At 57.2% G+C, this 20,931-nt stretch carries 22 protein-coding genes; 20 read left to right on the forward strand and 2 right to left on the reverse strand.

What is annotated here, in order from left to right; translation table 11 throughout:
* The first annotated feature begins 3 nt into the window (after positions 1-3).
* The 19 genes from sctT to QNH97_RS08870 all read left to right on the forward strand — a co-directional run bounded on the left by sctT (position 4) and on the right by QNH97_RS08870 (position 17,120).
* Positions 4-810, forward strand: coding sequence for a type III secretion system export apparatus subunit SctT (sctT, locus tag QNH97_RS08785; RefSeq protein ID WP_283556471.1), 807 nt, complete (start codon positions 4-6; stop codon positions 808-810).
* Positions 785-1,819 (forward strand): EscU/YscU/HrcU family type III secretion system export apparatus switch protein, encoded by a 1,035-nt coding sequence (locus tag QNH97_RS08790; protein WP_283556472.1) that lies wholly within the window; start codon positions 785-787, stop codon positions 1,817-1,819. The genes sctT and QNH97_RS08790 overlap by 26 nt, the downstream gene beginning before the upstream one ends.
* A gap of 271 nt (positions 1,820-2,090) precedes the next feature.
* Complete coding sequence (gene sicA, locus QNH97_RS08795) at positions 2,091-2,573, forward strand: type III secretion system translocator chaperone SicA (protein WP_283556473.1); 483 nt, start codon at positions 2,091-2,093, stop codon at positions 2,571-2,573.
* A 2-nt stretch (positions 2,574-2,575) separates the two neighbouring features.
* A complete protein-coding gene (gene sctE, locus QNH97_RS08800; protein ID WP_283556474.1) occupies positions 2,576-4,342 on the forward strand; it encodes a type III secretion system translocon subunit SseC family protein in 1,767 nt (588 codons plus the stop codon).
* 138 nt (positions 4,343-4,480) lie between these two features.
* Positions 4,481-5,716, forward strand: coding sequence for an IpaC/SipC family type III secretion system effector (locus tag QNH97_RS29355; protein ID WP_350356198.1), 1,236 nt, complete (start codon positions 4,481-4,483; stop codon positions 5,714-5,716).
* A gap of 10 nt (positions 5,717-5,726) precedes the next feature.
* The gene (locus tag QNH97_RS08810; RefSeq protein ID WP_283556475.1) at positions 5,727-6,827 is read left to right on the forward strand and encodes an IpaD/SipD/SspD family type III secretion system needle tip protein; all 1,101 of its coding nucleotides are present in this window, start codon (positions 5,727-5,729) and stop codon (positions 6,825-6,827) included.
* A gap of 120 nt (positions 6,828-6,947) precedes the next feature.
* A complete protein-coding gene (locus QNH97_RS29360; protein WP_350356200.1) occupies positions 6,948-7,103 on the forward strand; it encodes an acyl carrier protein in 156 nt (51 codons plus the stop codon).
* 371 nt (positions 7,104-7,474) lie between these two features.
* Positions 7,475-7,906 (forward strand): InvB/SpaK family type III secretion system chaperone, encoded by a 432-nt coding sequence (locus QNH97_RS08815; protein ID WP_283556476.1) that lies wholly within the window; start codon positions 7,475-7,477, stop codon positions 7,904-7,906.
* Between the two features lie 185 nt (positions 7,907-8,091).
* Positions 8,092-9,225 carry a hypothetical protein gene (locus QNH97_RS08820; RefSeq protein WP_283556477.1) on the forward strand — a complete coding sequence of 378 codons (1,134 nt, stop codon included), beginning with the start codon at positions 8,092-8,094 and terminating at the stop codon, positions 9,223-9,225.
* A 110-nt stretch (positions 9,226-9,335) separates the two neighbouring features.
* Positions 9,336-10,526 (forward strand): m7GpppX diphosphatase, encoded by a 1,191-nt coding sequence (locus tag QNH97_RS08825; protein WP_283556478.1) that lies wholly within the window; start codon positions 9,336-9,338, stop codon positions 10,524-10,526.
* Positions 10,527-11,167: 641 nt separating this feature from the next.
* On the forward strand, positions 11,168-12,349 hold the full coding sequence (locus QNH97_RS08830; RefSeq protein ID WP_283556479.1) for a winged helix-turn-helix domain-containing protein: 1,182 nt from the start codon (positions 11,168-11,170) through the stop codon (positions 12,347-12,349).
* The gene (locus QNH97_RS08835) at positions 12,346-12,819 is read left to right on the forward strand and encodes a transglycosylase SLT domain-containing protein (protein ID WP_283556480.1); all 474 of its coding nucleotides are present in this window, start codon (positions 12,346-12,348) and stop codon (positions 12,817-12,819) included. The genes QNH97_RS08830 and QNH97_RS08835 overlap by 4 nt, the downstream gene beginning before the upstream one ends.
* 119 nt (positions 12,820-12,938) lie before the next feature.
* Positions 12,939-14,117, forward strand: a complete 1,179-nt coding sequence (locus QNH97_RS08840) for a PrgH/EprH family type III secretion apparatus protein (RefSeq protein WP_283556481.1) — start codon at positions 12,939-12,941, stop codon at positions 14,115-14,117.
* Positions 14,118-14,120: 3 nt separating this feature from the next.
* Positions 14,121-14,384, forward strand: a complete 264-nt coding sequence (gene sctF, locus QNH97_RS08845; protein WP_283556482.1) for a type III secretion system needle filament subunit SctF — start codon at positions 14,121-14,123, stop codon at positions 14,382-14,384.
* A gap of 61 nt (positions 14,385-14,445) precedes the next feature.
* Positions 14,446-14,754, forward strand: a complete 309-nt coding sequence (gene sctI, locus QNH97_RS08850) for a type III secretion system inner rod subunit SctI (RefSeq protein ID WP_283556483.1) — start codon at positions 14,446-14,448, stop codon at positions 14,752-14,754.
* On the forward strand, positions 14,751-15,470 hold the full coding sequence (locus tag QNH97_RS08855; RefSeq protein WP_283556484.1) for an EscJ/YscJ/HrcJ family type III secretion inner membrane ring protein: 720 nt from the start codon (positions 14,751-14,753) through the stop codon (positions 15,468-15,470). The genes sctI and QNH97_RS08855 overlap by 4 nt, the downstream gene beginning before the upstream one ends.
* The gene (locus QNH97_RS08860; protein WP_283556485.1) at positions 15,457-16,020 is read left to right on the forward strand and encodes an OrgA/MxiK family T3SS sorting platform protein; all 564 of its coding nucleotides are present in this window, start codon (positions 15,457-15,459) and stop codon (positions 16,018-16,020) included. The genes QNH97_RS08855 and QNH97_RS08860 overlap by 14 nt, the downstream gene beginning before the upstream one ends.
* Positions 15,992-16,702 carry an oxygen-regulated invasion protein OrgB gene (locus tag QNH97_RS08865; protein ID WP_283556486.1) on the forward strand — a complete coding sequence of 237 codons (711 nt, stop codon included), beginning with the start codon at positions 15,992-15,994 and terminating at the stop codon, positions 16,700-16,702. Before QNH97_RS08860 ends, QNH97_RS08865 begins: the two co-directional genes overlap by 29 nt.
* A complete protein-coding gene (locus QNH97_RS08870) occupies positions 16,692-17,120 on the forward strand; it encodes a hypothetical protein (protein WP_283556487.1) in 429 nt (142 codons plus the stop codon). The genes QNH97_RS08865 and QNH97_RS08870 overlap by 11 nt, the downstream gene beginning before the upstream one ends.
* A gap of 206 nt (positions 17,121-17,326) precedes the next feature.
* On the opposite strand, the gene QNH97_RS08875 is transcribed toward QNH97_RS08870, so the two are convergent.
* Positions 17,327-18,808 (reverse strand): hypothetical protein, encoded by a 1,482-nt coding sequence (locus tag QNH97_RS08875; protein ID WP_283556488.1) that lies wholly within the window; start codon positions 18,806-18,808, stop codon positions 17,327-17,329.
* 222 nt (positions 18,809-19,030) lie between these two features.
* On the opposite strand from QNH97_RS08875, the gene QNH97_RS08880 reads away from it, so the two are divergent.
* Complete coding sequence (locus tag QNH97_RS08880) at positions 19,031-20,050, forward strand: quinone-dependent dihydroorotate dehydrogenase (RefSeq protein ID WP_283556489.1); 1,020 nt, start codon at positions 19,031-19,033, stop codon at positions 20,048-20,050.
* Between the two features lie 309 nt (positions 20,051-20,359).
* On the opposite strand, the gene rmf is transcribed toward QNH97_RS08880, so the two are convergent.
* On the reverse strand, positions 20,360-20,575 hold the full coding sequence (gene rmf / locus QNH97_RS08885) for a ribosome modulation factor (RefSeq protein WP_003223300.1): 216 nt from the start codon (positions 20,573-20,575) through the stop codon (positions 20,360-20,362).
* Positions 20,576-20,931 lie beyond the last annotated feature (356 nt).

Raw genomic sequence — 20,931 nt, forward strand, 5'->3', positions numbered from 1 at the left:
TCGATGGCGGTGACGCTGTTCTTCGAGTTGTACGCCGGGTTCGCTGCCGCGCTGTTGGGCGTGGCGCGCCTGGCGCCGATTTTCTTCATGTTGCCGTTTCTCAACAGCGGCGTGCTGACCGGCGTGGCGCGCCAAGCGGTGATTGTCCTGGTGGCGCTGGGGTTCTGGGCCTACGTCGGCGTGCCAACGCCCGCCCTCGACAGCCTGGCGTTCCTCGGTTTGATGCTGCGGGAGGCGAGTATCGGCGTGCTGCTGGGGGTGCTGCTGTGCTGGCCGTTCTGGCTGTTGCATGCCATGGGCAACCTGATCGACAACCAACGCGGGGCCATGCTCAGCAGTACGGTGGATCCGGCGAACGGCGTCGACACGTCGGAGTTGGCGAATTTTCTCCAGTTGTTTGCGGCGGCGGTGTACCTCGAAGGTGGCGGCATGCTGTTGATGCTGGAAACCGTCGCGCAGAGCTATCGCATTTGTGCGCCGGCTAACGGCTGCGAGATGCACCTGTCGACTATCTATGAATTACTCGATGCGCTGGTGAGCAAGACATTGGTGATCAGCGCGCCAGTGGTGGCGACCTTGTTGGTCAGCGAGGCGCTGCTCGGTTTGCTCTCGCGGTATGCGCCACAGATGAATGCTTTCTCTGTGTCACTGACGGTCAAGAGTCTGGTGGCGTTGGTGGTGCTGATGCTGTATTTCGGCGCGCACCTGCCGGACGAAGTCCTGCGCATGGGCGGGATGTCCGATGGGCTGGCGCAGTATCTGGGTGGCGACGGGGAGGACGGCCATGTCATCCAGCGCCTCGAAGACTGAAAAGCCTACCGCCAAGCGCCTCCGGGATGCCGCCCGCAAAGGCCAGACGTTCAAGGCCAAGGACCTGGTCATCACCTGCCTGACCCTGTGCGGCATCAGCTACATGGTGTTCAACAGCTCGCTGGGGGAGATCATGGAGGTCTACCGGCGGATCATCGCCAGCGATTTTGATGCGGATCTACAAAGCTATTCAGCGACGCTGGTGCTGATCGGTCTCAAAGCATTGCTGCCGTTGTTGCTGGTGTGCGTGCTGACCAGTGCGTTGCCGGCATTGCTGCAAAGCGGCTTCGCACTGGCCAGCGAAGCGTTGAAGCTGAATCTCGGCGCGTTGAACCCGATCAATGGTTTCAAGAAGTTGTTCAGCCTGCGCACGGTCAAGGACACCTTCAAGGCGCTGTTGTACCTGGGCAGTTTTGCCATGGCGCTGTGGATCGTCTGGGTCACGCAGCGGCAATTGCTGTTTGCCCAACTCTTCGCCCAGGCACCCGATCTGTTCGCGATCTGGGGGCACTTGCTGCTGGTACTGGTGCTGGCGTTCCTGGCCTCCATCCTGCTGATCGTCGTGCTCGATGCCCTCAGCGAATACTGGTTGTTCATGAAAGACCAGATGATGGACAAGGACGCGGTCAAGCGTGAACACAAGGAGCAGGACGGCAACCCGCAGATCAAGGGCCGCCGCCGAGACTTGCACATGGAGCTGTTGTCGGAGCAGGTCAAATCCGACGTGCGCAGCTCGCGCATGATCGTCGCCAACCCGACGCACATTGCCATTGGTGTGTATTTCCGCCCGGAAATCACGCTGCTGCCGTTCATCTCCCTGATGGAAACCAACCAACGCGCCCTGGCCGTGCGGGCGTATGCCAAGGAGGTCGGCGTGCCGGTGATCAACGACAAAGCATTGGCCCGACGGATCTTCAAGACCCACCAGCGCTACAGCTTCCTCCAGGTGCAGGAAGTCGAGGAAGTGCTGCGCCTGCTGATCTGGCTGGAACAGGTCGAACAGGCGTGAGGCCAACTCACCCTCGACGGCGCCGTACACCCCGTGGCGAGGGAGCTTGCTCCCGCTGGGTCGCGCAGCGGCCCCAAAACCCGACGACGCGGTGTATCAGGTTGATTGGAGTGGTCTTCGGGGGGCTGCTGCGCAGCCCAGCGGGAGCAAGCTCCCTCGCCACAAAGGCATCCAAGGCCGAGGGGATGAGCGCAATTTGGCAGCGTGCCCGACGGCGTTTTGGCTCAATGCCCCCGTCAGCGACGCTGACGTTTTTTCAGGAGTGTGGCCGATGAGTCGCGACAACAAACAAGACGAGCAGGTGGCCCTGGAGGTCGTGGACGCGGTACTCGGTGGCGCGGCGTTGAAAGACGTGCAAGGCCTCAGTGACGAGCACATGGACGGTCTTTATGCCTTCGCTTTCCAGTTCTACGAACAAGGACGGCTGGACGATGCCGAGAAGTTCTTCCACTTCCTGTGCATCTACGACTTCTACAACAGCCATTACTGGATGGGACTGGCGGCGGTGCACCAGCTCAAGCAAAACCACCAGAAGGCAATCGACCTGTATGCCATCGCGTTTGCCCAAGGCAAGAACGACTACCGGCCAATGCTGTACACCGGCCAGTGTCATCTGGCCCTGGGCAAGGTCGGCAAGGCCAGGTTGTGTTTCGAATACGTCATCGAGCAAGCCACGCAAGACGATCTGCGCGAGCAGGCCAAGGTGTATCTCGACACCCTGGCCCACATGGAACTGCACTGTTCGGAGGACTGAACATGACTGACATTGGAAGCACCCGTAGCGCTCCCTTCCCGGGGGCAATGAGCCGCACCGAAGCCTTTGAAAAATACGGCGCGGCTGCCAGCAAGGCCGCCAGGACCAAGGATTATCAGGAGGCCGGTCGCAAAGCCCTGGCGGACCTCATGTCAGTGCAATACGACGGTCACGCTGGCCCGACCACCGCCAGCACTGGCCGGCCCGTGCTGCACGCGCCGCCGCCGCGGGCCGATGGCAACAAACAGGAAACCAACGGTGACCTGTTCACCCTGTTGATGGCGATGATTGCCGAGCTGATCGGTGAGGTCGACGTCAACAAGCTGAAGAACCGCCTGGCGATGTTGCAGAGCATGGCCGGTGCCCGGCAGCAGGGGCTTGAAAACCTTTCGGCCGAATACGCCGCCGCCGTCCAGGCCATGGCGGACGCCGAGGGGGATGTCGGTAGCAGCCAGGAGCACCTCGATCAGTTGCACGAACGGCTCCTGCATTTCCAAGGGCTACTGGCAGACAGCGAGGCGCGCCTGGCGCAGCTGGACCCTGAATCACCCGAATACGCCGAGGAGCTGACCCATCGCGACCAGCTCAAGGGCGAACTGGCGAGCCACACCCAAACGTTCAACGCAGCGACCGCTGCGCACCTGAAGCTGATCGAGATCGCCAATACCTTTGCCAAAACCCTGAGCGGGGTGGTCATGAAAGTGGTGGGGGCCGGCGCCGGCCCCGACCACAAGGAAACCGACGAAAAAGCCCTCAGCAGCAGTGCACTGGCCTTGCTCAACCGCTTGAAGATCATCGAACTGCTCGGCGAGGCGGCGCAGAACAAGGAGGAGCTAAGCCAGGAGCTGTTCCAGGAGCTGCAGGCCAAGCTTCAGGAGCTCATGAAGCGTGAGTCGGATAAATACCTGGAGGAAGTGCGCAAGGCCGAGGCTCTGCAGAAAACCATGGGATGCATCGGCAAGATCGTCGGGGCGATATTGTCCGTTGCCGCCATCGTTGCCGGGGTCATGACCGGCAGCCTGCCGCTGATCGTGGTAGGGGTGGTTGGCCTGGGGGTCATGTTGGCCGATGTGATAGTCGAGGAAAAAACCGGCAAGTCGTTCATGGCCGAGGCCATGAAACCGCTGACCGTCGTCATGCAGGAAGCCATCCAGCGGTTCACCGAGATCTACACCCAAATGCTGATCGACCTGGGTGTCGATGAGGACACGGCGAAGGAGATCGGGAAAATCGCCGGCATGATCCAGGGCGTCGTTTCGACGCTGGCAGCCGTGGCCCTGGTGGCCATCGTTGGAGTGCAGGTGGTCGGGCCAATGGTCAGCGCCGTCGCCTCGAAACTTGGATCGGTGGTCGCCCAGGCAGCACCCGCCGCAATGCAAGCCATGAAGCAGATGGCAACCTCAGTGGGCAACTCGCTGACCCAGATGCTCACGCAGTTGCGCAGCCTGGTGACCAACGGCGCCGATGCGGTATCGCTGGCCCGCTACGCCGCCAACCTGGAGATCGCCCAGGCCGTCACCGAGTTCGGCCATGTCGCGGCGCAGGGCGTGATGCAAATCGAAGCCGGTCGGCATCAGGCCCAGGCGGCCGTGCATTTGGCCGATGTGCGAGTGCGCATGGCAATCAGCGAGGAAATCAGCAAATACCTGACCCAGGTGGTCGACGATTACGGCCAGGCGATGCGGGAGCGAACCCATCAGATCGAACAGGTGTTTGCCGATCTGCAGCGCAGTCACAACGTCAGCCTGAACATGGTTCGGAACGTTTGAAATCACGGATAACAGGTACCTACGATGAACGCTATTGACACTACGAACAGGCATTACCTCGTCCCTGATGCAGGGGGGAGCGTTGTCCAAGAGCAGTCTTCAAAAGATCGCAAAGATAAGTCTCTCTCGGCTTCGCCGATGTTCGACAAGATCACCGCAAGACAAGTCCTCCAGACCCCCAGCATCACGGCACCATCAGCTGCGGAACTGGAGAGTGCGATCAACGCCTACCAGCCCTCCGAGTCGGACTGGCAGGACTTCACGGCCGCCGCGACGATGCTCAGCGATGAAGTACGCAACGACCTGATCTTCGACCCAGGCGCCTGGGAGAAACACGCGAACGTACTGGTGGCGGCAATCATCGCGCTGAACATCGCGCGGGTCGCCAACGCTCAACTGCGTGGACATTTCAGCGTCATGGCCTCCGAGGCGGCCAAGGCCCAAGGCGCGGCCATTATCGAGTCAGGCGAGGCGGCACTGTACAGCGCTATCACCGGGGCAATCGTCTCCGGCGCGATCTCTGGGTTCGCCTTGCTCAAGACCTTCCAGGGTCAAACGTTGAAGCATGCTGATATCGACCTGCACAAACGCAACGCCATGGATGCTCGCAATATCGAACGCGACCTCAAGCTTGAACGCAGTCGCAGCGAGTGGAATCCGCAGAGCACCTACAAGATCAAGACCCTTGATGAATTCGGTCGCGCGAAGACGGTCGATTTCAAACCCAGCGGTTCACCCCGGCCAGCCGAGGACCAGGCCTGGTTCGACAAGGAAATCCTCAAGGCACAGGAGGTCGGTCGCAACGCCAAGTGGCTGAGCGAGACAGACCCCCAGAACCGGTTGAACCTGCACAAGCCCAACGCCCTGAACGCCAGGAACATCGAGAGCGACCTCAAGCTTGAGCGCGACCGCACGGACTGGAATTCGGACACCACCTACAAGATCAGGACATTCGACGCGTTCGGCCGTCCGACGCTGGTCGATTTCAAGCCCAAGGGTTCGCCCCTGTCGCCCAAGGACCAGGCCTGGTTCGAAAAACAAATATTCAACGCGCAGAAAGTCAGCGAGACCTCCGACTGGCTAAGCCAGATGGGCAGCCGGGGTATTGAAAGGAAACTGGAAATCGGCCGCGCCCTCAGCGCCATGTCGACGAACCTGAGCCAGGTGGTGTCGAGCATGGTGCGCCTCCTGACCGAGTACGCCGCGCGGGAGAAAGAGATGCTGCAGCAAAGTGCGCAAAACAGCCAGAAGGGCCTGGGGGATGAAGTCGCTCAAAAAGACGCGGCCGATGCCGCATTGCTGCAAAAACTGATGGACATGGTCATGCAGCTTTTTCAATCACGCAGTGACGTTATTCGCGCCGTGACGGCTTGAGGAGAGGAATATGGAAATCACGAGATTCATCCAGACGCCCGTGGTATTGCTGCCAAACATCGACGCCACGGTCGATGCGCCGCTGCCTGTGGACATTCCCGTTGAGGCACAAACGGTCAGCTCTCTGACACAGTTGCTCGACCGCTCCGTGAACGCACTCAATCGCAGCCTCGCCACTCTGCTCAGGGGCCCGTTCAACGCCAAGTCGCTGGAAGGCATGACCACCGAGTCCGTGGCGCAACTTATTCCGGAGCTTCTCGAACAGATCCACGCCAAGCGCGATCGCTCACACCTGTGGGCCCAGCGCGTCCGTCAGTGTTGTGCGGTGATGAGCCACTGCATGAAGTCCACGCTTCTGGACGAAAGTCGCCTGCGCCAGCTCAATGACGAACAAGGCGAAATCCTGCGCAGCCTCAAGCAAACCGTGGACCAGGACACACCCTTCGAAATCGCGGAGGCCCTGGCTGCCGGGATCAATTCCTCCAATGACTTCTTCGAAAAACTGCTCGAGCTGATCGACCTGATCAAGAACGGCTACCTCGCCGGTTACGAACACATCATCAAGGCCTATACCGACTTCTTTGCCGATTTCAACGCTGCAATCACCGCGAAGATGAAGGACTGGATCGAGGGGGCGAACGACGGTAAGGACGTCAAGGTGAATGTCGACGCGTTGCGCGACGCATTGACTACGTTGCTCGAAAAGTACACCCATCCCAACTCCGAATCTGTGCTTTTTCCGGACCCTGACAGTGGCGGAACCAGTAAGGAAGAAGCAGAGAAATGGCTCAAGGCACTGGGCCTGCCTGTCAGTTGCCTTAAAAAGAATCCCCCTCCAGGCAGCGGCTGGTGCGTGGTCATCGACACCAGCCCGTTGACGACGATGATAAGCGGCCTGGCGTCGTATAGCGGCACGGTGACGTGGGATACCGCCAAGTACAACCAATGGCAAACCGGCTTCAACGCCCAGGAAGAACGCCTGAAAAACATGCTGCAGTCCCTTACTCAGAAATATTCGAATGCCAATTCGTATCATGACAATTTCAACAAGACACTGTCGGCGCATTTGAATCAGTTTGCGGATATGTTGAGGGCGATGTTGAATTTTTAATTAAGTTTATGGAGAGTGAACGTGACTGTTGCTGAGGTGGCTATTGAGTCTCAGGTAATAAGGCTGTTGACTGGGTGTTTTTCGAAAGTACATCGGAAAATAAGTAGAAATTCGCGGCTGGTGGAAGATCTGAATGTTGATTCTGTCGATATAGTAGAGATTGTCATGACTGTGGAGGAGGCCTTTAATGTAGAGTTATCGTCGAGCCAGGTAGCGGAATGGCGGTCTGTGAACGATATTGTTAATTCAATTGCAGGTAGCGAGAGTGTATTGTAATTGAAGGCTTGGGGCGAACCGCGGCTGAGATTTGTCTGAAATTAAATATCGTGAATGTGCTTGGTGGCTCTGTTGGCATTGATTGCCTCGGAAAGTCTGCGCATGCGCCGTTGTCGATAACTTTAATTGCGGTACAGTAAATCAGTAAAGTGTTATTTTTAGCGGTCGCTGCTGATAATTTCAGAGGCGATTTCTTGTTCGGCATTCAGTCGAATAAAGGATGTTGGCTTAAAAGGTCGCTTGTTGATCCAGCTCTATGTCCCGAAGAAGATTCGGTGACAGCTGAGTTGGTACGCGCTTTTAAAATTAGCGGAGGCTGAAGTCAGCCAAAATGCATGGTTACTTCGGAAGTTGAAAACGGGTCATTATAGATGGTTATGTCCTACTGCTCTTTATCATTCTCTCAAAATGTTCATCAGGAACTTAGTTCTCTAGTTCGTGATGCACTGGCTGTGCTGGGGGTTTCAGATTGCTTGTTGCACGATTTTGACTCGCACTCAACCATAGCTATTGATATATATGAAGAACAATCCATTAATATTTCGCTGGTCGAAGATCGCCTTTTTATCTGGTCGTTCATCGCGATTAGCGAGGAGTTATTGATAGAGAATTCTAGGTATATAATGCCCGTCATCACAAGCGCAATGGAGTACGTTGAAACGGGTCATTTGACATTGGGTAAGTGCAATGATGGTTTCGAATTGAAAGCGTTGGTTGATCCGCTTGCAGTAGTTGGAAATAAACTCAGTCAAGTCATCTATGATTTTTATGCTGCATTGAAAATAATATCTGACCGCCGATAAAGGCAAGTATTTAATGCTGGAAAACAGCGTCAATCACATCGCTCGGATCGGCGGATATCGAGCGGAGCAGCAGGGTGATCCGCCATCACTACATTATCGAATACGACACCTCTACCGGGCTAGGCCGGGATGAGGGCAGAAATTACAAGCTTGATCAATTTTTTAAGTTGTCAAGGATACACACGATGACCCTAATCCAAACATCGCAACGTTCTATCGCTATTATACCGGCTGAGCAAGGTCATCAGCGTAATCAGGCCATAACGGTGAGGGCGGTGCACAACACTCAAGATTCACCGATGCGCAGAACGCTGGACGCCTATGGCATAGACGATACTCGTGGAGTATTAAGCCAGCTAAATCGGGAAAAATACCATGTGTTGGTAAAAAAAAATCGCTCAGGCAGTCCCGATTTAACCCATGGCGCTTATGTATCTAAACAGGACGAAGACGGCTATGGTAACTTCAGCTGGTTAAATCCAAAGGGTCTTATCAAGTATCAAACCAAAGATGTCGCTGTTATCACCTTTGCGAACAAAGATCAATTGGCGCAGCTCAGTGATACATATTTGGAGACTCCCTTGCCGGATTTTCTCATCAAAATACTCAATGTAGAAGCCTGTCCAGATACTGATCTTTATCGTCAAAATGCTAGCCTGGCTGAATTTATTTCGCCGATCGATCTCACGCAACATGGCTATCTCATTAGGCCGAATTCACCGTACAGTGATGAAAAGTTGTTAGATACCTATGTCAATGCTCCTCAGACACTCAAAAATAGTAGACATGGCATCATCTTGTGTACCTATGCGATTCACCCGGCTATATATTCCGCGTTTCTAGCGGCGCGACATTATCAATCTGGCCTCGGAAGACTTGAAGCAAGCCAGCAAACGTCACAAAGAACGATCGGTGATAAAACAAAGCTTGAGTCCTTGACCAGTATTTTAAGTTTAAAGCAGGAGCATCTTCCTCAGCTCGAAAAGTTGCGGCTTGGGACATTGCAGCATCTTCGGGATGTTTACGCTGTAGATGAACATGATAGTACCAGAATGTTCTTTCATTTCCCCGTTGCAGAAAAAACCGCCACGCTTCACTTGCACACCTGGGTTAACAAAGGCGATCACCCGCTGAATGAACCAAGGTCTTTCGATCTTGACACGATCATTGCGCATCTTAAGACTGGAGAAGACATCGGAGATCTTGTTCTGAGTCGCAACGAGGGTTCCTATTTTTTACCTGTCTCGGACTCTATCAAGGATATTAGTGGCATTCCATTCAAAGGTCTGAGCGACAACGCTTTAAATCTGCCTTTGTGATTTATGTGCGGCCGTTGTCTTGCCAGTGCAGTACGTTCAGCTAGGCCTTAGTCCCTAGGCGCAGCCAACGCACTTGTCATTTGCCGTATGACAAGAATAGGAGGTTACTAATGATTTCAATTCGGTCATTGCGGTGTTCTGCTACGGCTACGCACGCTGACTCGAGTCAGTCCCGCCATCAGACCCTGAGTATACAGGCAGTACGTAACTCTCAGGTTAACCTGAAAACACATAAAAGCTCTGCGCTCCGCAGAACATTGGATGCTTATGGTATAGATGATAACCGGAAAGCCCTAAGCAAGTTAAATCGGGATAAATACCATGTTTTGATTAAGCCAGGAAAGTCAGGTGTCCCCGATTTTAATCATGGTGCCTACATATCCAAAAAACTTGAAGACGATTACGGTAGTTTTAGATGGATAAACCCAAGAGGTTTGCAGAAATATCAAACTACCGATTTGGCTCAGGTAACCCTGACAACCACTAACCTGGCACAGCTCCAGCAAACATACAAAAACACACATGTCACCCAATTTCTGGTTGAACTGCTGTACGGTAGCAGCCGGGAGCCAAGCGATAAGGTATACAAAGATGTGTACAAGGAAAATCCCGATGTCTTTCATTACTCTGCCCCGTTGGGGGTGGGCAATGGATTCCTGATTTACCCGAATATTCCCTACATGTCGCAAACTTATACCGCTGGAAAAGTCACGGATCTGGCCACTAGACCTGAAGGGATCCAACTGACGGCTTGGGCTGTTCATCCAACGGCGCCACAGGATTTGATCCGGGAAATCAACGGTGATCTTTCAATAGGGCAAACACAAGCTAGCCAGAGGACAGAATTAAATCAGCATCGCGCTGAATTAATGTCGGGCGTGAAGTCATTAACTTCTATATTGGATTTAGATTGGGGTGATGTCGGGATGTTGGAAAAGTTAAAGTTGGACGCTCTACAGTATCTAGTTGATATTTACGGGGTGTCTGCTGAAAAAGATAAAATCAGTTTATTTTTCCATTTTCCGGTAGCGCCATCAACCGCTACCTTGCACCTGCATATTTGGGTAAACAAAGGGGATCATCCCTTGAATGAATCGCGCGCATTTGGTATTGATGAGATCATTCATCATTTGGAACAGGGTGAGAATATCGATGCGTTGATATTGTCCAGAAGCGATGGGCAATTCATACTGCCAACTAAAGATATGTTACACAAAATCAAAGGCATGCCTGAAAGTAAAACTCCAAGGCCTGCCGATTATCGCGAACTTAAACTCCCTATCGGTGTTGAGAATGGATAAGATTAATTCGCAGGCGCCATTGCTCACTTAGAGTTAGGTGGATGCTATCGCCTTTAAGGACCCTATGAAGTAGCCATGCATTTCCAGCTGATTTTCCCCTAATTCTGAGGGCGGTAAGTCGACCAAGATCGATAAAATCACCTGCTCATTTGTATATTTTTAACCGCCGCTAGCATCTCGCGGCGGCTATTGCTCACATTGCGGGCGCACCTCTCTTGCACTTGTCAGTAAACTTCGGCGTGTCATCCACTGATTGGACGGCGCAAAGAGTCATCAACTCACACATCTCGTTTACTGTGGCATTTCCGGTGAGTAGTTTCACGGCAGCAATGCTTCGTAGTTGGCCACTGACGCCGCATGTGGCAAGCGCTCTAATGCGTGGCTGCGCCTCGCATTTAGGCTTTTCCTACAGTTACAGGCGTGATTTCTTCAGCTAATAGGCGTGCCATCCTACGGAATCCCCCCACACAACTTCCTATAGTCACGCAGCTCGCCATCCCGAGCCTGCCCACCCGGCAGGCTCAATCGCGCTTCAGTAACTTTCTATAGAGAAGTCCCAGAGTATGGACAGTGCAACTGATCAAACGCCGGTGAAGTCATTCGTTTTTGACCACTGGCTATTGCAAAGCGATGGAACGCTGATGCGAGATGGACAAGGAGTTCATGTTCCACCCAAAGAGCTGCACGTACTGCGCCTGTTGTTGATGTCGGCGGGTACGGTCGTCAGTAAGGATTATTTGCTGGACCATGTCTGGCCCAGGATGGATGCGGCGGAGGAGTCGCTGACACGCTGTATCTACGCTTTGCGCAAATTGCTCAAGGAAAACAAGGATTACATTGCAACGGTCTACGGTCAGGGCTATCGATTCACCGGTTCGGTGGTTGAGCTCGACGTGCCGAGGCAGACGGGGGCGGTGGCGCCTTCGTTGGCGGTCTTGCCTTTTCGTCACCTGGACGAGACGGCGGCGCTGGATCTGCAGGATGTGATGATCCGTCAGTTGACCACCGCGTTTGGCGAGGCGTTGCACGTCATTCCCTCCGGATTGATCCCGGTCGACGGGCCCTCGCACGATGTGCGGTCGTGGGTCGGGCGGTTGTCGGCGGATTACTGCTTGAGCGGGCGGTTCATTGGTTCGGGCGGGCAGCGACATTGGTCGGTGGAGTTGATTCGTGGCAGCGACCAGGCGCTGGTCCACGGGCAGACGTTGGACGCCCATGATCCTGGCGAGGCCCTGGGTGCATTGACGTGTCTGGTGGCCCAGCGTGTAGCCGGGTTGCGCCCGGTCGGTGACCGTTGTGGGTCGTACCCGGTGGCGGTGGCATATCTCAATGGGCTGTGCAGCTTGCAACGGCACACCGCGCAAAGCCTGGGCGATGCCGCTGTGCTGTTCCGCCAGTGTTTGAAACTCGATGCCGGCTACGCGCCGCCCTGGTGCGGTTTGGCGGATGTGTGGCTGGGGCAGGCGCTGATGGGCCTGGGTGACCAGAAACGTGCCATCGAAGAGGCGCATTCAGCGGTTTCCAGTGCCCTGGCGCTGGACCCCGGCAGTCTCCCGGCCTTGACGCGCCTGGCGTTGCTCACCAGTTTGCGTGGCTGCGAGGAGGCGGCCCAGGTGTTGTTCCGACGCTGCCTGTTGTCGGCCGATCAGGCTGACGTGTTGTATTTTCATGCCTGGCATCACTGGTTCTGGCGGCGCAATGAGCAGGCGGCGCAGTTTATCGACCAGTGTCTGCGGCATGACCCCGGTTGTGTCCGGGCGCAGATCTTGCGGGGGCGTATTCACGAACAGCTGAGGTGGATCAGCGAGCGGCGCCTGGCATGAGGCGGCGCAAGAGCAAGTGGTTATGCGTGCCGATGTGTCTGGGCCTGGGACTTGGCATGAGCCAGGCGCATGCCTGGTGCTGGAGCAGGGCGGGGCAGTTGCATGCCATCGAACCCGAGCTGCTGCAAGCGATTGCCGATGTCGAGTCCGGGCAGCAGCCCGACGCAATCAACCACAACCGCAACGGCACCCGCGATATCGGGCTGATGCAGATCAACAGCATCCATTTGCCTCGATTGAATGCCCAAGGCATTACCGAGCAGCGTCTGCTGGATGAGCCGTGCCTGTCGGTGGAAGTCGGTGCGCAGGTGCTGGCCGAATTCATCGCCCGCTACGGCTACAACTGGACGGCGGTCGGCGCCTACAACGCCGGCCATTCGCCTCACCGTCAGGCGGCGCGGCTTCGCTATGCACGCAAAGTCTGGAAACGCTATCAGGCGTTCACCCAGGCGCGAATGACGGCGCCGTGAACCGGGCTGGTTACGGGATTCTGATCCTTTGCGGGAGGCGATCGGCAGAATTCGATCAGGAACCCCGTGGTCGGCGTTTCTAACCTGTCCGCTCATTTGATGGCCCTGGAGCCTGGACGGTGACAGTCCCGATCGCCACCCCTCTACCGCCCTGTATTTTGCGGATACTCAATGGTCCGTTGCAGGGTTGTGAGTTTCCCCTTGGTGAAGGCACGACCCTGTTCTTGGTCGGGGCTGTGGAGGTGCTCGGGGATGGCGCACGTGCTGCCAGCGTTCCGACGGAGTCCATCTTCGTTCCCTTGGAGGAAGGTGGCCGCAATTTCGAAGTGCTGGCCGACCAAGCTACGGCGAACGGTTTGCCATTGCGGCTGCTCGGCGATTCGGTGGAGGTACGCCATTGTGCCTTCCAGGCCAGGCTGCAGATCGGCAGCCTGCAAATCGCCCTGCGTCCTGAACACCAACCCTGGGCGCCCGAATGCCTTGGTCTAGCCCCCGAGACGCCGTCCAATGCCACCGCCTCCGTGAGTTCGCGGGCCCCTTGGATGCGATGGGGCGCGGCCGGTCTGGCTCTGATTGTTCTGGTGACCGTGATGGGGCTTTGGGCGGTGCCAGGGCCGGCGCCGGAAACCGATATTCGCGCGCTGATCACCGGCGCCAGTGCCGAGGTTCAGGTGCTGCCGGGGCGCGATCATTCGGTCTACGTCTTTGTGGCTTCCGAGCGCGATGCCGGTTGGAGCCAACAGGTGCTGACGCGCCACAACACCCTGAGTGGCAAGGTGCTGATGGTGGACCAGGAGCGTCGTCGACTGGAACAGGTGCTGATCGATCACGATCCGCAACTGGCCTGGCATTTTCTCGACCTCAAGGACCCATCGACGCCGCGCCTGCTGCTCAGCGCGCAACGCAATCTGCTCACCCCGGACAAGCAGGAAAAGCTGTTCGATACGTTGCTCGCGGCAGCACCTTATGCCCGCGACGTCGTGGTGCAGATGCAGGATGACAAGTTGCTTGCCGACCTTGCGCAGGGTGGTTTGCAACGACTTGCACTGGGCTTCAGCCGGGTCGAGCACGCGGACAGTGTCACGTTCGCCGTCGAGGGCAACCTGCAGGATTCCGAATTGGCCGCCGCTCGCCAGTATGTCGACAGTTTTTACCGGCAGTGGGGTGATCGCTACGTGCATTTCACTGTCGAGCTCAAGGACGACGGGCTCAAGGGCCTGTCGTTTCAAACCGGCCCACAGGGCTACGTCAAGACGAGTGCTTCGTCGTGGCATTTTTCCAACAAGCAAAGTAGGTGACGTATGCCTGGTATCCCGATCATGTTTCCCGAATTTCCCGATGACTTCCTCGGACAGCAAGCTGCAGCGTTCGAGCTCGGCGCCCAAGGCCTCAAGGAAGCCTTGGACCAGGCATTGGATGACCTCAAGACCGACGCCTCTGATCCTGGAAAGCTAGCGGCCTATCAGACCGCATTTTCCTCCTACACGGTCTTCCGCAACGCCCAGACCAACACCATCAAGGGCTTCAAGGATATCGACATGGCGATCATCCAGGCGGCTCGCTGAACGCTGACTTTTTTCGACTGGCCATCGCCCGAGACGATGGCCATTTTCATGAGTGCATCGTATGTCCATCCTCAGTGTTTCCCCTTCGCTTGTTCATGGCGCGACCTTCGTTGAGCTGCGTGGTCCGCAGGAAGGCTCGGTCGTTTCACTTGAATCGCGCTTGATCGAGGCGTTTGCCGGTTCCGCCGTGGACAGCGGCCAGGAAGTCGCCGCGATCAATCAATTGCTGCTGCGTCCGGATATCAGCGACCCTGAAGTATTGGCCCAGTTGCAGGAGATGACCGGGCAATACAACGTCGACATCAACTTGCTCAACGTGCTGGTGCGCAAGGCCGTAGGCACGGCAGAAACCTTGTTGCGTGCGTCATGAAACCGGGCGCGGTGTTGCTGGTGATATGCCTGGTGCTGGCGGGGTGTCGCCAGCCGAGCCTGCTTGAAGGGCTGGATCAGCAGCAGGCCAATGAGGTGCTTTCGGTCCTGCAACGCAACAACATCGCGGCGGTGAAAGTCGACGCCGGCAAAGCCGGTTATGCGGTGAAAATCGATCAGTTGGATTTTTCCGCCGCCGTCGATTTGCTCAACCTTTATTCGTTGCCGTCCCGGCCACGTCTGCAAGTCGCCGAGATGTTTCCCTCCGACTCCCTGGTGGCTTCGCCCCGGGCGGAAAAAGCCCGGTTGTATTCAGCGTTGGAGCAGCGCATCGAACAGTCGTTGGGCGTTCTCGAAGGCGTGGTTTCAGCCCGGGTGCATGTCAGTTATGACCTGGATGCCGGCGAAGGCGGGCGCAAGTCGCCGCCTATCCACCTCTCGGCGATGGTGCTGCATGAGCGCGATGTGGAACCGCAATTGCTGATCACCGACATCAAGCGTTTCCTCAAGAACAGTTTTGCGGCAGTGGAGTACGAAAACATTTCGGTGGTGCTGTCCAGGCGTTCTCCGACCCAGCATGTCGCGCCGACAGTTGCTGCAACCCAGGGACATTCGAGTTGGCCGTGGTTGTTGGTCGTGGTGGGTGGATTGCTGATGGCCGGCGGCGGCTGGGTCTATCACCAGTCAAGTGCAAGGCGGCGTGATGTCGGACGTTGACGGCTTGCAGAAAATTCTCGCTGAGCCTTTGGAGTATCTGCATCCTCAGCGCCTGGTGGTGCCAGCGGGATTCGATGGGGCCCAGGCGCGAAGCCTGCTCAACCGGATAGTGCTCGAAGGGCTGGCGTTGCAAGGGCCGTGGCCGTCGCCGCTGACCGGCGTGGCGAAACAATGGGTTCGTCATTGGCGACGATTGCCTTATATCGCCTTGCTGATGGGCGCTTATCGCTTGATGCCCGATCTGGCGCGAGGCGCCGCGCTGGGATGCCTGCCGATACCGGTTCGTCGTTTCGCGAGTTACAGCTTGGGGGCTCGAGGCGGTCTGCCGATCAACCGCTCACCTGTTTCGGTGGAGCAGGTCGAAGCGGCTGGCCTCAATGCACTGTGGAGCTGGCACGAACAGGTTCCTGCCGCGCTGCTCGATCGCCTGGCGTTGCAATTTTCCGAGACGGTCGTGGGCTTGCATCGACAATGCCCGCTCACGAAACCCGATCCAAGCTTGTTCTTTCTGGCGGTGCAGCATGCTCGACTCTATCCGCTCCCTGACTGATCTGCCTGTGGGCGAGGACGTGCGCCTGACCCGCGAGGACATCGCCGCCGTCCGGCGCCGTCAGCGCTTGCAGATGGAGGCCCAGCGTCGGGCCCGCGAGTGTGTCGAGCAGGCCCAGCGCGATGCCGAAGCGCTGCAGGCCCAGGCGTTTCAACAGGGTTATGCCGAGGGCCTCCTGCGCGTCACCGGGCAGTTGGCGGACGGTTTGCTGAAGTCTCAAACCCTGGGCCTGCAATTGCGCAACGAGCTGGCTCGGGCCGCGCGAGGTCTGCTCGCCCACGTCATGAATCAGCCGCAATGGCTGGATGAAGTGCTGGAGCGCTGGCTGGCCGGGCAGCCGGGCGACTCCACTGCAGTACTGCAGGTGCTGTTGCCGCTGCATTGCCGCCCGCGCGGTCATGAACTGCGGGACAGCCTGCGTAAACAATGGGCCGGCGAGCTGATCCTGGAATATCACCCGCAGGACCGCTACGTGCTGCGGCTGGCGGATCAACTGCTGGAATTCGACGTTGAAGCGATCCAGGAACGGTTGGCGCCCAGGTTGCTGGCGAGCATCGCCGCCCTGCCGGAGTCGGTTCGCTCCCTGGACCAGGCATCGTTACAGACCCTGGCGGACCTGTGCTCAAGCTTCGTCGAGCGTCCTACCGATTCCACGCCAACCGAGGTTCACCATGAAGATTGAAACCATGAGCGGTTCCAGCGTGCTGGATCGCAGCGCAAGTCTGGCAGTCGAGACGCTGGAGTCGCGCCTGCTGGCTGCCGGTGAGCAAAACAAACGTCCGGACCCTGAGTTCGAGCACTTGTATCAATTGCTGTTGGCCATGGAAGGGCAGGGCGAGAAGGCGATTCATGAGTTTCTTCGCACATTGCGCGGGGCGGACGGAGAAACCGCTGCCTACCCCACCGCCACGGCATTGAAGACGATCACGCAACAGGTGCTGGTTCGGTTGAAGGAAGAGGGCCTGGAAAAGTCGCAGCTCTATAAGGAAGTCCGTGGGGCCAATGGCCTGGCGTTCGCCATGGAAGTCTATGTCCTGGGCGTTATGCGTGATGTGTTTCAGCCGATGGGGGATGAGGCTTGGGAGAAGAGTGAGTGGTGATTGACGCCGCGCATCCCTAGCAGGTCTGCGAACACGTTGAAACCAGCGATAACCCCGTGGCGAGGGAGCTTGCTCCCGCTGGGCTGCGCAGCAGACCCAAGATGGGGGCCGCTTCGCGCCCCAGCGGGAGCAAGCTCCCTCGCCACGGTTCGCCTCGCCTGACCGACCGGTGTCAGGCAAGGAACACGCCCTTTGCAAAGAAAAACCTATGCGGGCGTGCTGCGCGCGTTGACATAGGCCGTACCGGGACGCGCAGCGAACACCACGGCAGCGACCAACAAGTTGGCGATATGGTCCACCACTTCTTTGGGAATCGGCAGGGTCGAAAAGTAGCGGGAGGCCGAGATGACGACGCCCATGATGATTTGGCCTACGGAGGTGCGTATCGCATTAGTGGACAGGAGTTGGTTGGCCGCTTGCTCGGCGGTGGGTATTCGGAAAGAGATGGGGTTGATTCGAAACCCCTTTTCCGAAGGATTTTCTTGTAAGGCGTGCCCCGCTTCGCCCATGAGCACTTGGCCAAGAATGTCGGCCGAGGCATTGAGCCCACCCCGTGTTATGTCGTGACCCAGTTCCAGAGTCAGGGAGTTTAGAATCTGTTCGGCCTGGGCCTCAGGCGGCAGGTTTGGGTCGGTTTTTTGTTTTTCGCACCAATTCGCAAGTTGAAAGGCCAAGCCTTCTGACTCTGGCGGTAATGGCTGATTACCCTGCGCCATGACATACCCGGGACCGGAGTGTGGCGCGGTATAGTTCATTCCCGTGAACGACAGGAACTGGAGCATGCCGTTGAGCAGGCCGGCGATGGCCGTACCGCCAGGGCTGGCTTTCGCATTGTCGCCGGTCGGGCAGAACAGGCTCACCAAATCCTGGGCAAACGTATAAAACGCCATTTGCGAGACGAAGGGGGCCAATGCAGGTAGTGCGGTGGGCACGGTGGCAGCGGCTGCGAAAGCCAGGACCGATAATACGAGTGTGACGAGACGTGCCGCGCGCGTTTCCCAGCTTGCCGTGTTATTGCACTCGTCCCTGATTGCGCCGAGGACATTCAGCAGTGGGCCAAGGCTCTGGACGACTGTGCTGATAACGCTGCGTGTCAGGGGTGAGGGGGCATTGGATTGGAGGGTTTTTTCCAGGGCGAACCCGACCAGTTGCCTGAGCACCGTGAGGGTAGCAGTGACCAGGCCAGTGCGTACGCTGGAAATGGTCAGGTTGCTGGCCCAGCGTCCGAGATCGCCTTCGAATTCGTTGTTGACCAGTTTGCCCAGTTGCTCGCCGAGGTATTCCAGGATGATTTGGCCGCGTCGCATGAACGTGTCGGGATCTGACGAATGACTTGAGCTTTCGAACTGTGCCAAGTTGGGAATATTCAGACCGATATCGTCGGTGAGCACTGGGTCGTCAGGACCATCGTCTAATTGCACTGTGATGGCGTCGATGAATTTCTGAGTGGCGTTGTCGGCGCTTCCCTTTTGCTCTGTTTCGATTTCGTGAAGGGCTTCCTCGACGCCCATCAGCGCGAACCTTAAGTTTTCTGAGGAAAGCGGGGCGATCTCGTCGGCGGGGATATGTGCATTGAACATCTCTATGGTGGTATGGGGTGAACGGTCGTCTATCGTGATGGCAATGTCCGGACCGGCTTCATTGGGAATGGATCGAGCGACAGGTGAACCTGGGGAAGAAATAAGCATTTCCTGATCCTGCGTGGCGGAGGGATACTGGGGCTGCAATGGCAGCTGCAGGGATCTTTTGAATGCTTTTTGCGATGCCAACTATCAAATAACGCTCCGAGGTGATGGCTGCGGTGCCTTGACGCAAAGATGGAGACTCCAATAGCCAGGGTTCTCGCCGGTCGCCCTCCTGCCCGGTATAATCCCGTCACTTTTTTATCGCCCAGAGAGTCAAACCCACCCATGTACACCCTGGCCCGTGAGCTGCTGTTCAAACTTTCCCCGGAAACCTCCCACGATCTGTCCCTGGACCTGATCGGCGCGGGCGGACGTTTGGGCCTCAACGGTTTGCTGTGCAAGGCCCCGGCGAAAGTGCCGGGGACGGTCATGGGCCTGGAGTTCCCCAACCCGGTGGGGTTGGCGGCAGGCCTGGACAAGAACGGTGCGGCCATCGACGGCTTCGCCCAGTTGGGGTTCGGTTTCGTGGAAATCGGCACCGTCACCCCGCGCCCGCAGCCGGGTAACCCCAAGCCACGGCTTTTCCGCCTGCCCGAGGCCGAGGCGATCATCAACCGCATGGGCTTCAACAACCTGGGCGTCGATCACTTGCTGGCCCGGGTGGCCGCGTCCAAGTACAAGGGCGTGCTGGGCATCAACATCGGCAAGAATTTCGACACGCCGGTGGAGCGCGCCGTCGACGATTACCTGATCTGCCTGGACAAGGTCTACGCCCACGCCAGCTACGTGACCGTCAACGTCAGTTCGCCGAACACCCCGGGGCTGCGCAGCCTGCAATTCGGCGACTCCCTCAAGCAACTGCTGGCCGACCTGGCCCGGCGCCGCGCCGAGCTTGCAGTGATGCATGGCCGGCATGTGCCGCTGGCGATCAAGATCGCCCCGGACATGACCGACGAAGAAACTACCCAGGTCGCCCAGGCCCTGATCGAGACAGGGATGGACGCGGTAATCGCCACCAACACGACGCTGGGTCGCGAAGGGGTCGAGGGGCTGGAACATGGTGACGAGGCGGGTGGGTTGTCTGGCGCGCCGGTGCGTGACAAGAGCACCCACACCGTGAAGGTGCTGGCCGCCGAACTGGCGGGGCGCTTGCCGATCATCGCGGCGGGCGGCATCACTGAGGGTCGGCATGCCGCCGAGAAAATCACCGCCGGGGCGAGCCTGGTGCAGATTTATTCGGGCTTTATCTATAAAGGGCCGGCGTTGATTCGTGAGTCGGTGGATGCTATCGCGGCATTGCGTTGATTCAAGGTTGAGCACAACCCTTGTGGCGAGGGAGCTTGCTCCCGCTGGACTGCGCAGCAGTCCTGAAACCGGCGGATGCCATTTGCCTGGTTCACCGTGTAAGGCTCTTGGGGCTGCTGCGCAGCCCAGCGGGAGCAAGCTCCCTCGCCACAACGGTGTTCGCAGCTCAAGCAATGACATAAAGCCCAGGCATTAAAAAGGGCTCCTCGAAGGAGCCCCCTGGGCCGTAGCCCGCCGTCCGGGTGGGACGCGCGTGGTTAAATCGATTGGGATATCAAATTGTCGAGTTCTTGAGTGTTAAGCCCTGTGTCAGCCGACGGCGTGAAGTTCGTTGAGTCTGTGGATACCCGCAGTGCCGGTCATACCGTCCCAATTGTCGCCGCGTCCTTCTCGCCAGCCATTGATCCAGGCTTGACGTACCGACGGTAGAGTAAAGGGGCAAAGCTCACGGGATTTACCACCAACGCCATATTGGTAACCGCGTAAAAATGCTCTTTCCAACGGATCACGCTTAAGTCTTCTCATAGGGTGTTGCCCTCACTTGTTGACTGTTGCTTAGCGTCGACCTCTATCGAGGCCGGGGCAGAATCATTCTGCCGTTGGTGGCTCGTTGCCGGCGTGACGAGCCTAGGTGTTGACGCCGTTGCGACGTCAACCTGTGTTGAGTTCTAACCAAAGCGTCACATGGATGGAATGATCGTTTTGTCATAAGCACGTAACAATAAAGACGTTAGGGAGATAAGTAACATGATGTTCGATGCCCGCTAATGAGCAAGACCCCTGTATGATCGGCCCTGCGCCGAAGTGCCTGGTTTGGCGCGGATGAGAATGTCCCCCCGTTGCACTCAGGTACTATTCGACGAAAGGGTCGAGTTTTCACA

The organism is Pseudomonas sp. G2-4, from assembly GCF_030064125.1.
Classification (GTDB): Bacteria; Pseudomonadota; Gammaproteobacteria; order Pseudomonadales; family Pseudomonadaceae; genus Aquipseudomonas.

Excerpts from the sequence above, each read along its gene's own strand:
- QNH97_RS08815 (WP_283556476.1), top strand. The coding sequence starts at position 7,475 with ATGGTTATGTCCTACTGCTCTTTATCATTCTCTCAAAATGTTCATCAG.
- QNH97_RS08820 (WP_283556477.1), top strand. The coding sequence starts at position 8,092 with ATGACCCTAATCCAAACATCGCAACGTTCTATCGCTATTATACCGGCT.
- QNH97_RS08790 (WP_283556472.1), top strand. The coding sequence starts at position 785 with ATGTCATCCAGCGCCTCGAAGACTGAAAAGCCTACCGCCAAGCGCCTC.
- QNH97_RS08835 (WP_283556480.1), top strand. The coding sequence starts at position 12,346 with ATGAGGCGGCGCAAGAGCAAGTGGTTATGCGTGCCGATGTGTCTGGGC.
- QNH97_RS08870 (WP_283556487.1), top strand. The coding sequence starts at position 16,692 with ATGAAGATTGAAACCATGAGCGGTTCCAGCGTGCTGGATCGCAGCGCA.
- QNH97_RS08810 (WP_283556475.1), top strand. The coding sequence starts at position 5,727 with ATGGAAATCACGAGATTCATCCAGACGCCCGTGGTATTGCTGCCAAAC.
- QNH97_RS08860 (WP_283556485.1), top strand. The coding sequence starts at position 15,457 with ATGTCGGACGTTGACGGCTTGCAGAAAATTCTCGCTGAGCCTTTGGAG.
- QNH97_RS08830 (WP_283556479.1), top strand. The coding sequence starts at position 11,168 with ATGCGAGATGGACAAGGAGTTCATGTTCCACCCAAAGAGCTGCACGTA.
- sctI (WP_283556483.1), top strand. The coding sequence starts at position 14,446 with ATGTCCATCCTCAGTGTTTCCCCTTCGCTTGTTCATGGCGCGACCTTC.
- QNH97_RS08880 (WP_283556489.1), top strand. The coding sequence starts at position 19,031 with ATGTACACCCTGGCCCGTGAGCTGCTGTTCAAACTTTCCCCGGAAACC.
- QNH97_RS08875 (WP_283556488.1), bottom strand. The coding sequence starts at position 18,808 with ATGCTTATTTCTTCCCCAGGTTCACCTGTCGCTCGATCCATTCCCAAT.
- QNH97_RS08855 (WP_283556484.1), top strand. The coding sequence starts at position 14,751 with ATGAAACCGGGCGCGGTGTTGCTGGTGATATGCCTGGTGCTGGCGGGG.
- sctT (WP_283556471.1), top strand. The coding sequence starts at position 4 with ATGGCGGTGACGCTGTTCTTCGAGTTGTACGCCGGGTTCGCTGCCGCG.
- rmf (WP_003223300.1), bottom strand. The coding sequence starts at position 20,575 with ATGAGAAGACTTAAGCGTGATCCGTTGGAAAGAGCATTTTTACGCGGT.
- sctF (WP_283556482.1), top strand. The coding sequence starts at position 14,121 with ATGCCTGGTATCCCGATCATGTTTCCCGAATTTCCCGATGACTTCCTC.
- sicA (WP_283556473.1), top strand. The coding sequence starts at position 2,091 with ATGAGTCGCGACAACAAACAAGACGAGCAGGTGGCCCTGGAGGTCGTG.
- sctE (WP_283556474.1), top strand. The coding sequence starts at position 2,576 with ATGACTGACATTGGAAGCACCCGTAGCGCTCCCTTCCCGGGGGCAATG.
- QNH97_RS08865 (WP_283556486.1), top strand. The coding sequence starts at position 15,992 with ATGCTCGACTCTATCCGCTCCCTGACTGATCTGCCTGTGGGCGAGGAC.
- QNH97_RS08825 (WP_283556478.1), top strand. The coding sequence starts at position 9,336 with ATGATTTCAATTCGGTCATTGCGGTGTTCTGCTACGGCTACGCACGCT.
- QNH97_RS29355 (WP_350356198.1), top strand. The coding sequence starts at position 4,481 with ATGTTCGACAAGATCACCGCAAGACAAGTCCTCCAGACCCCCAGCATC.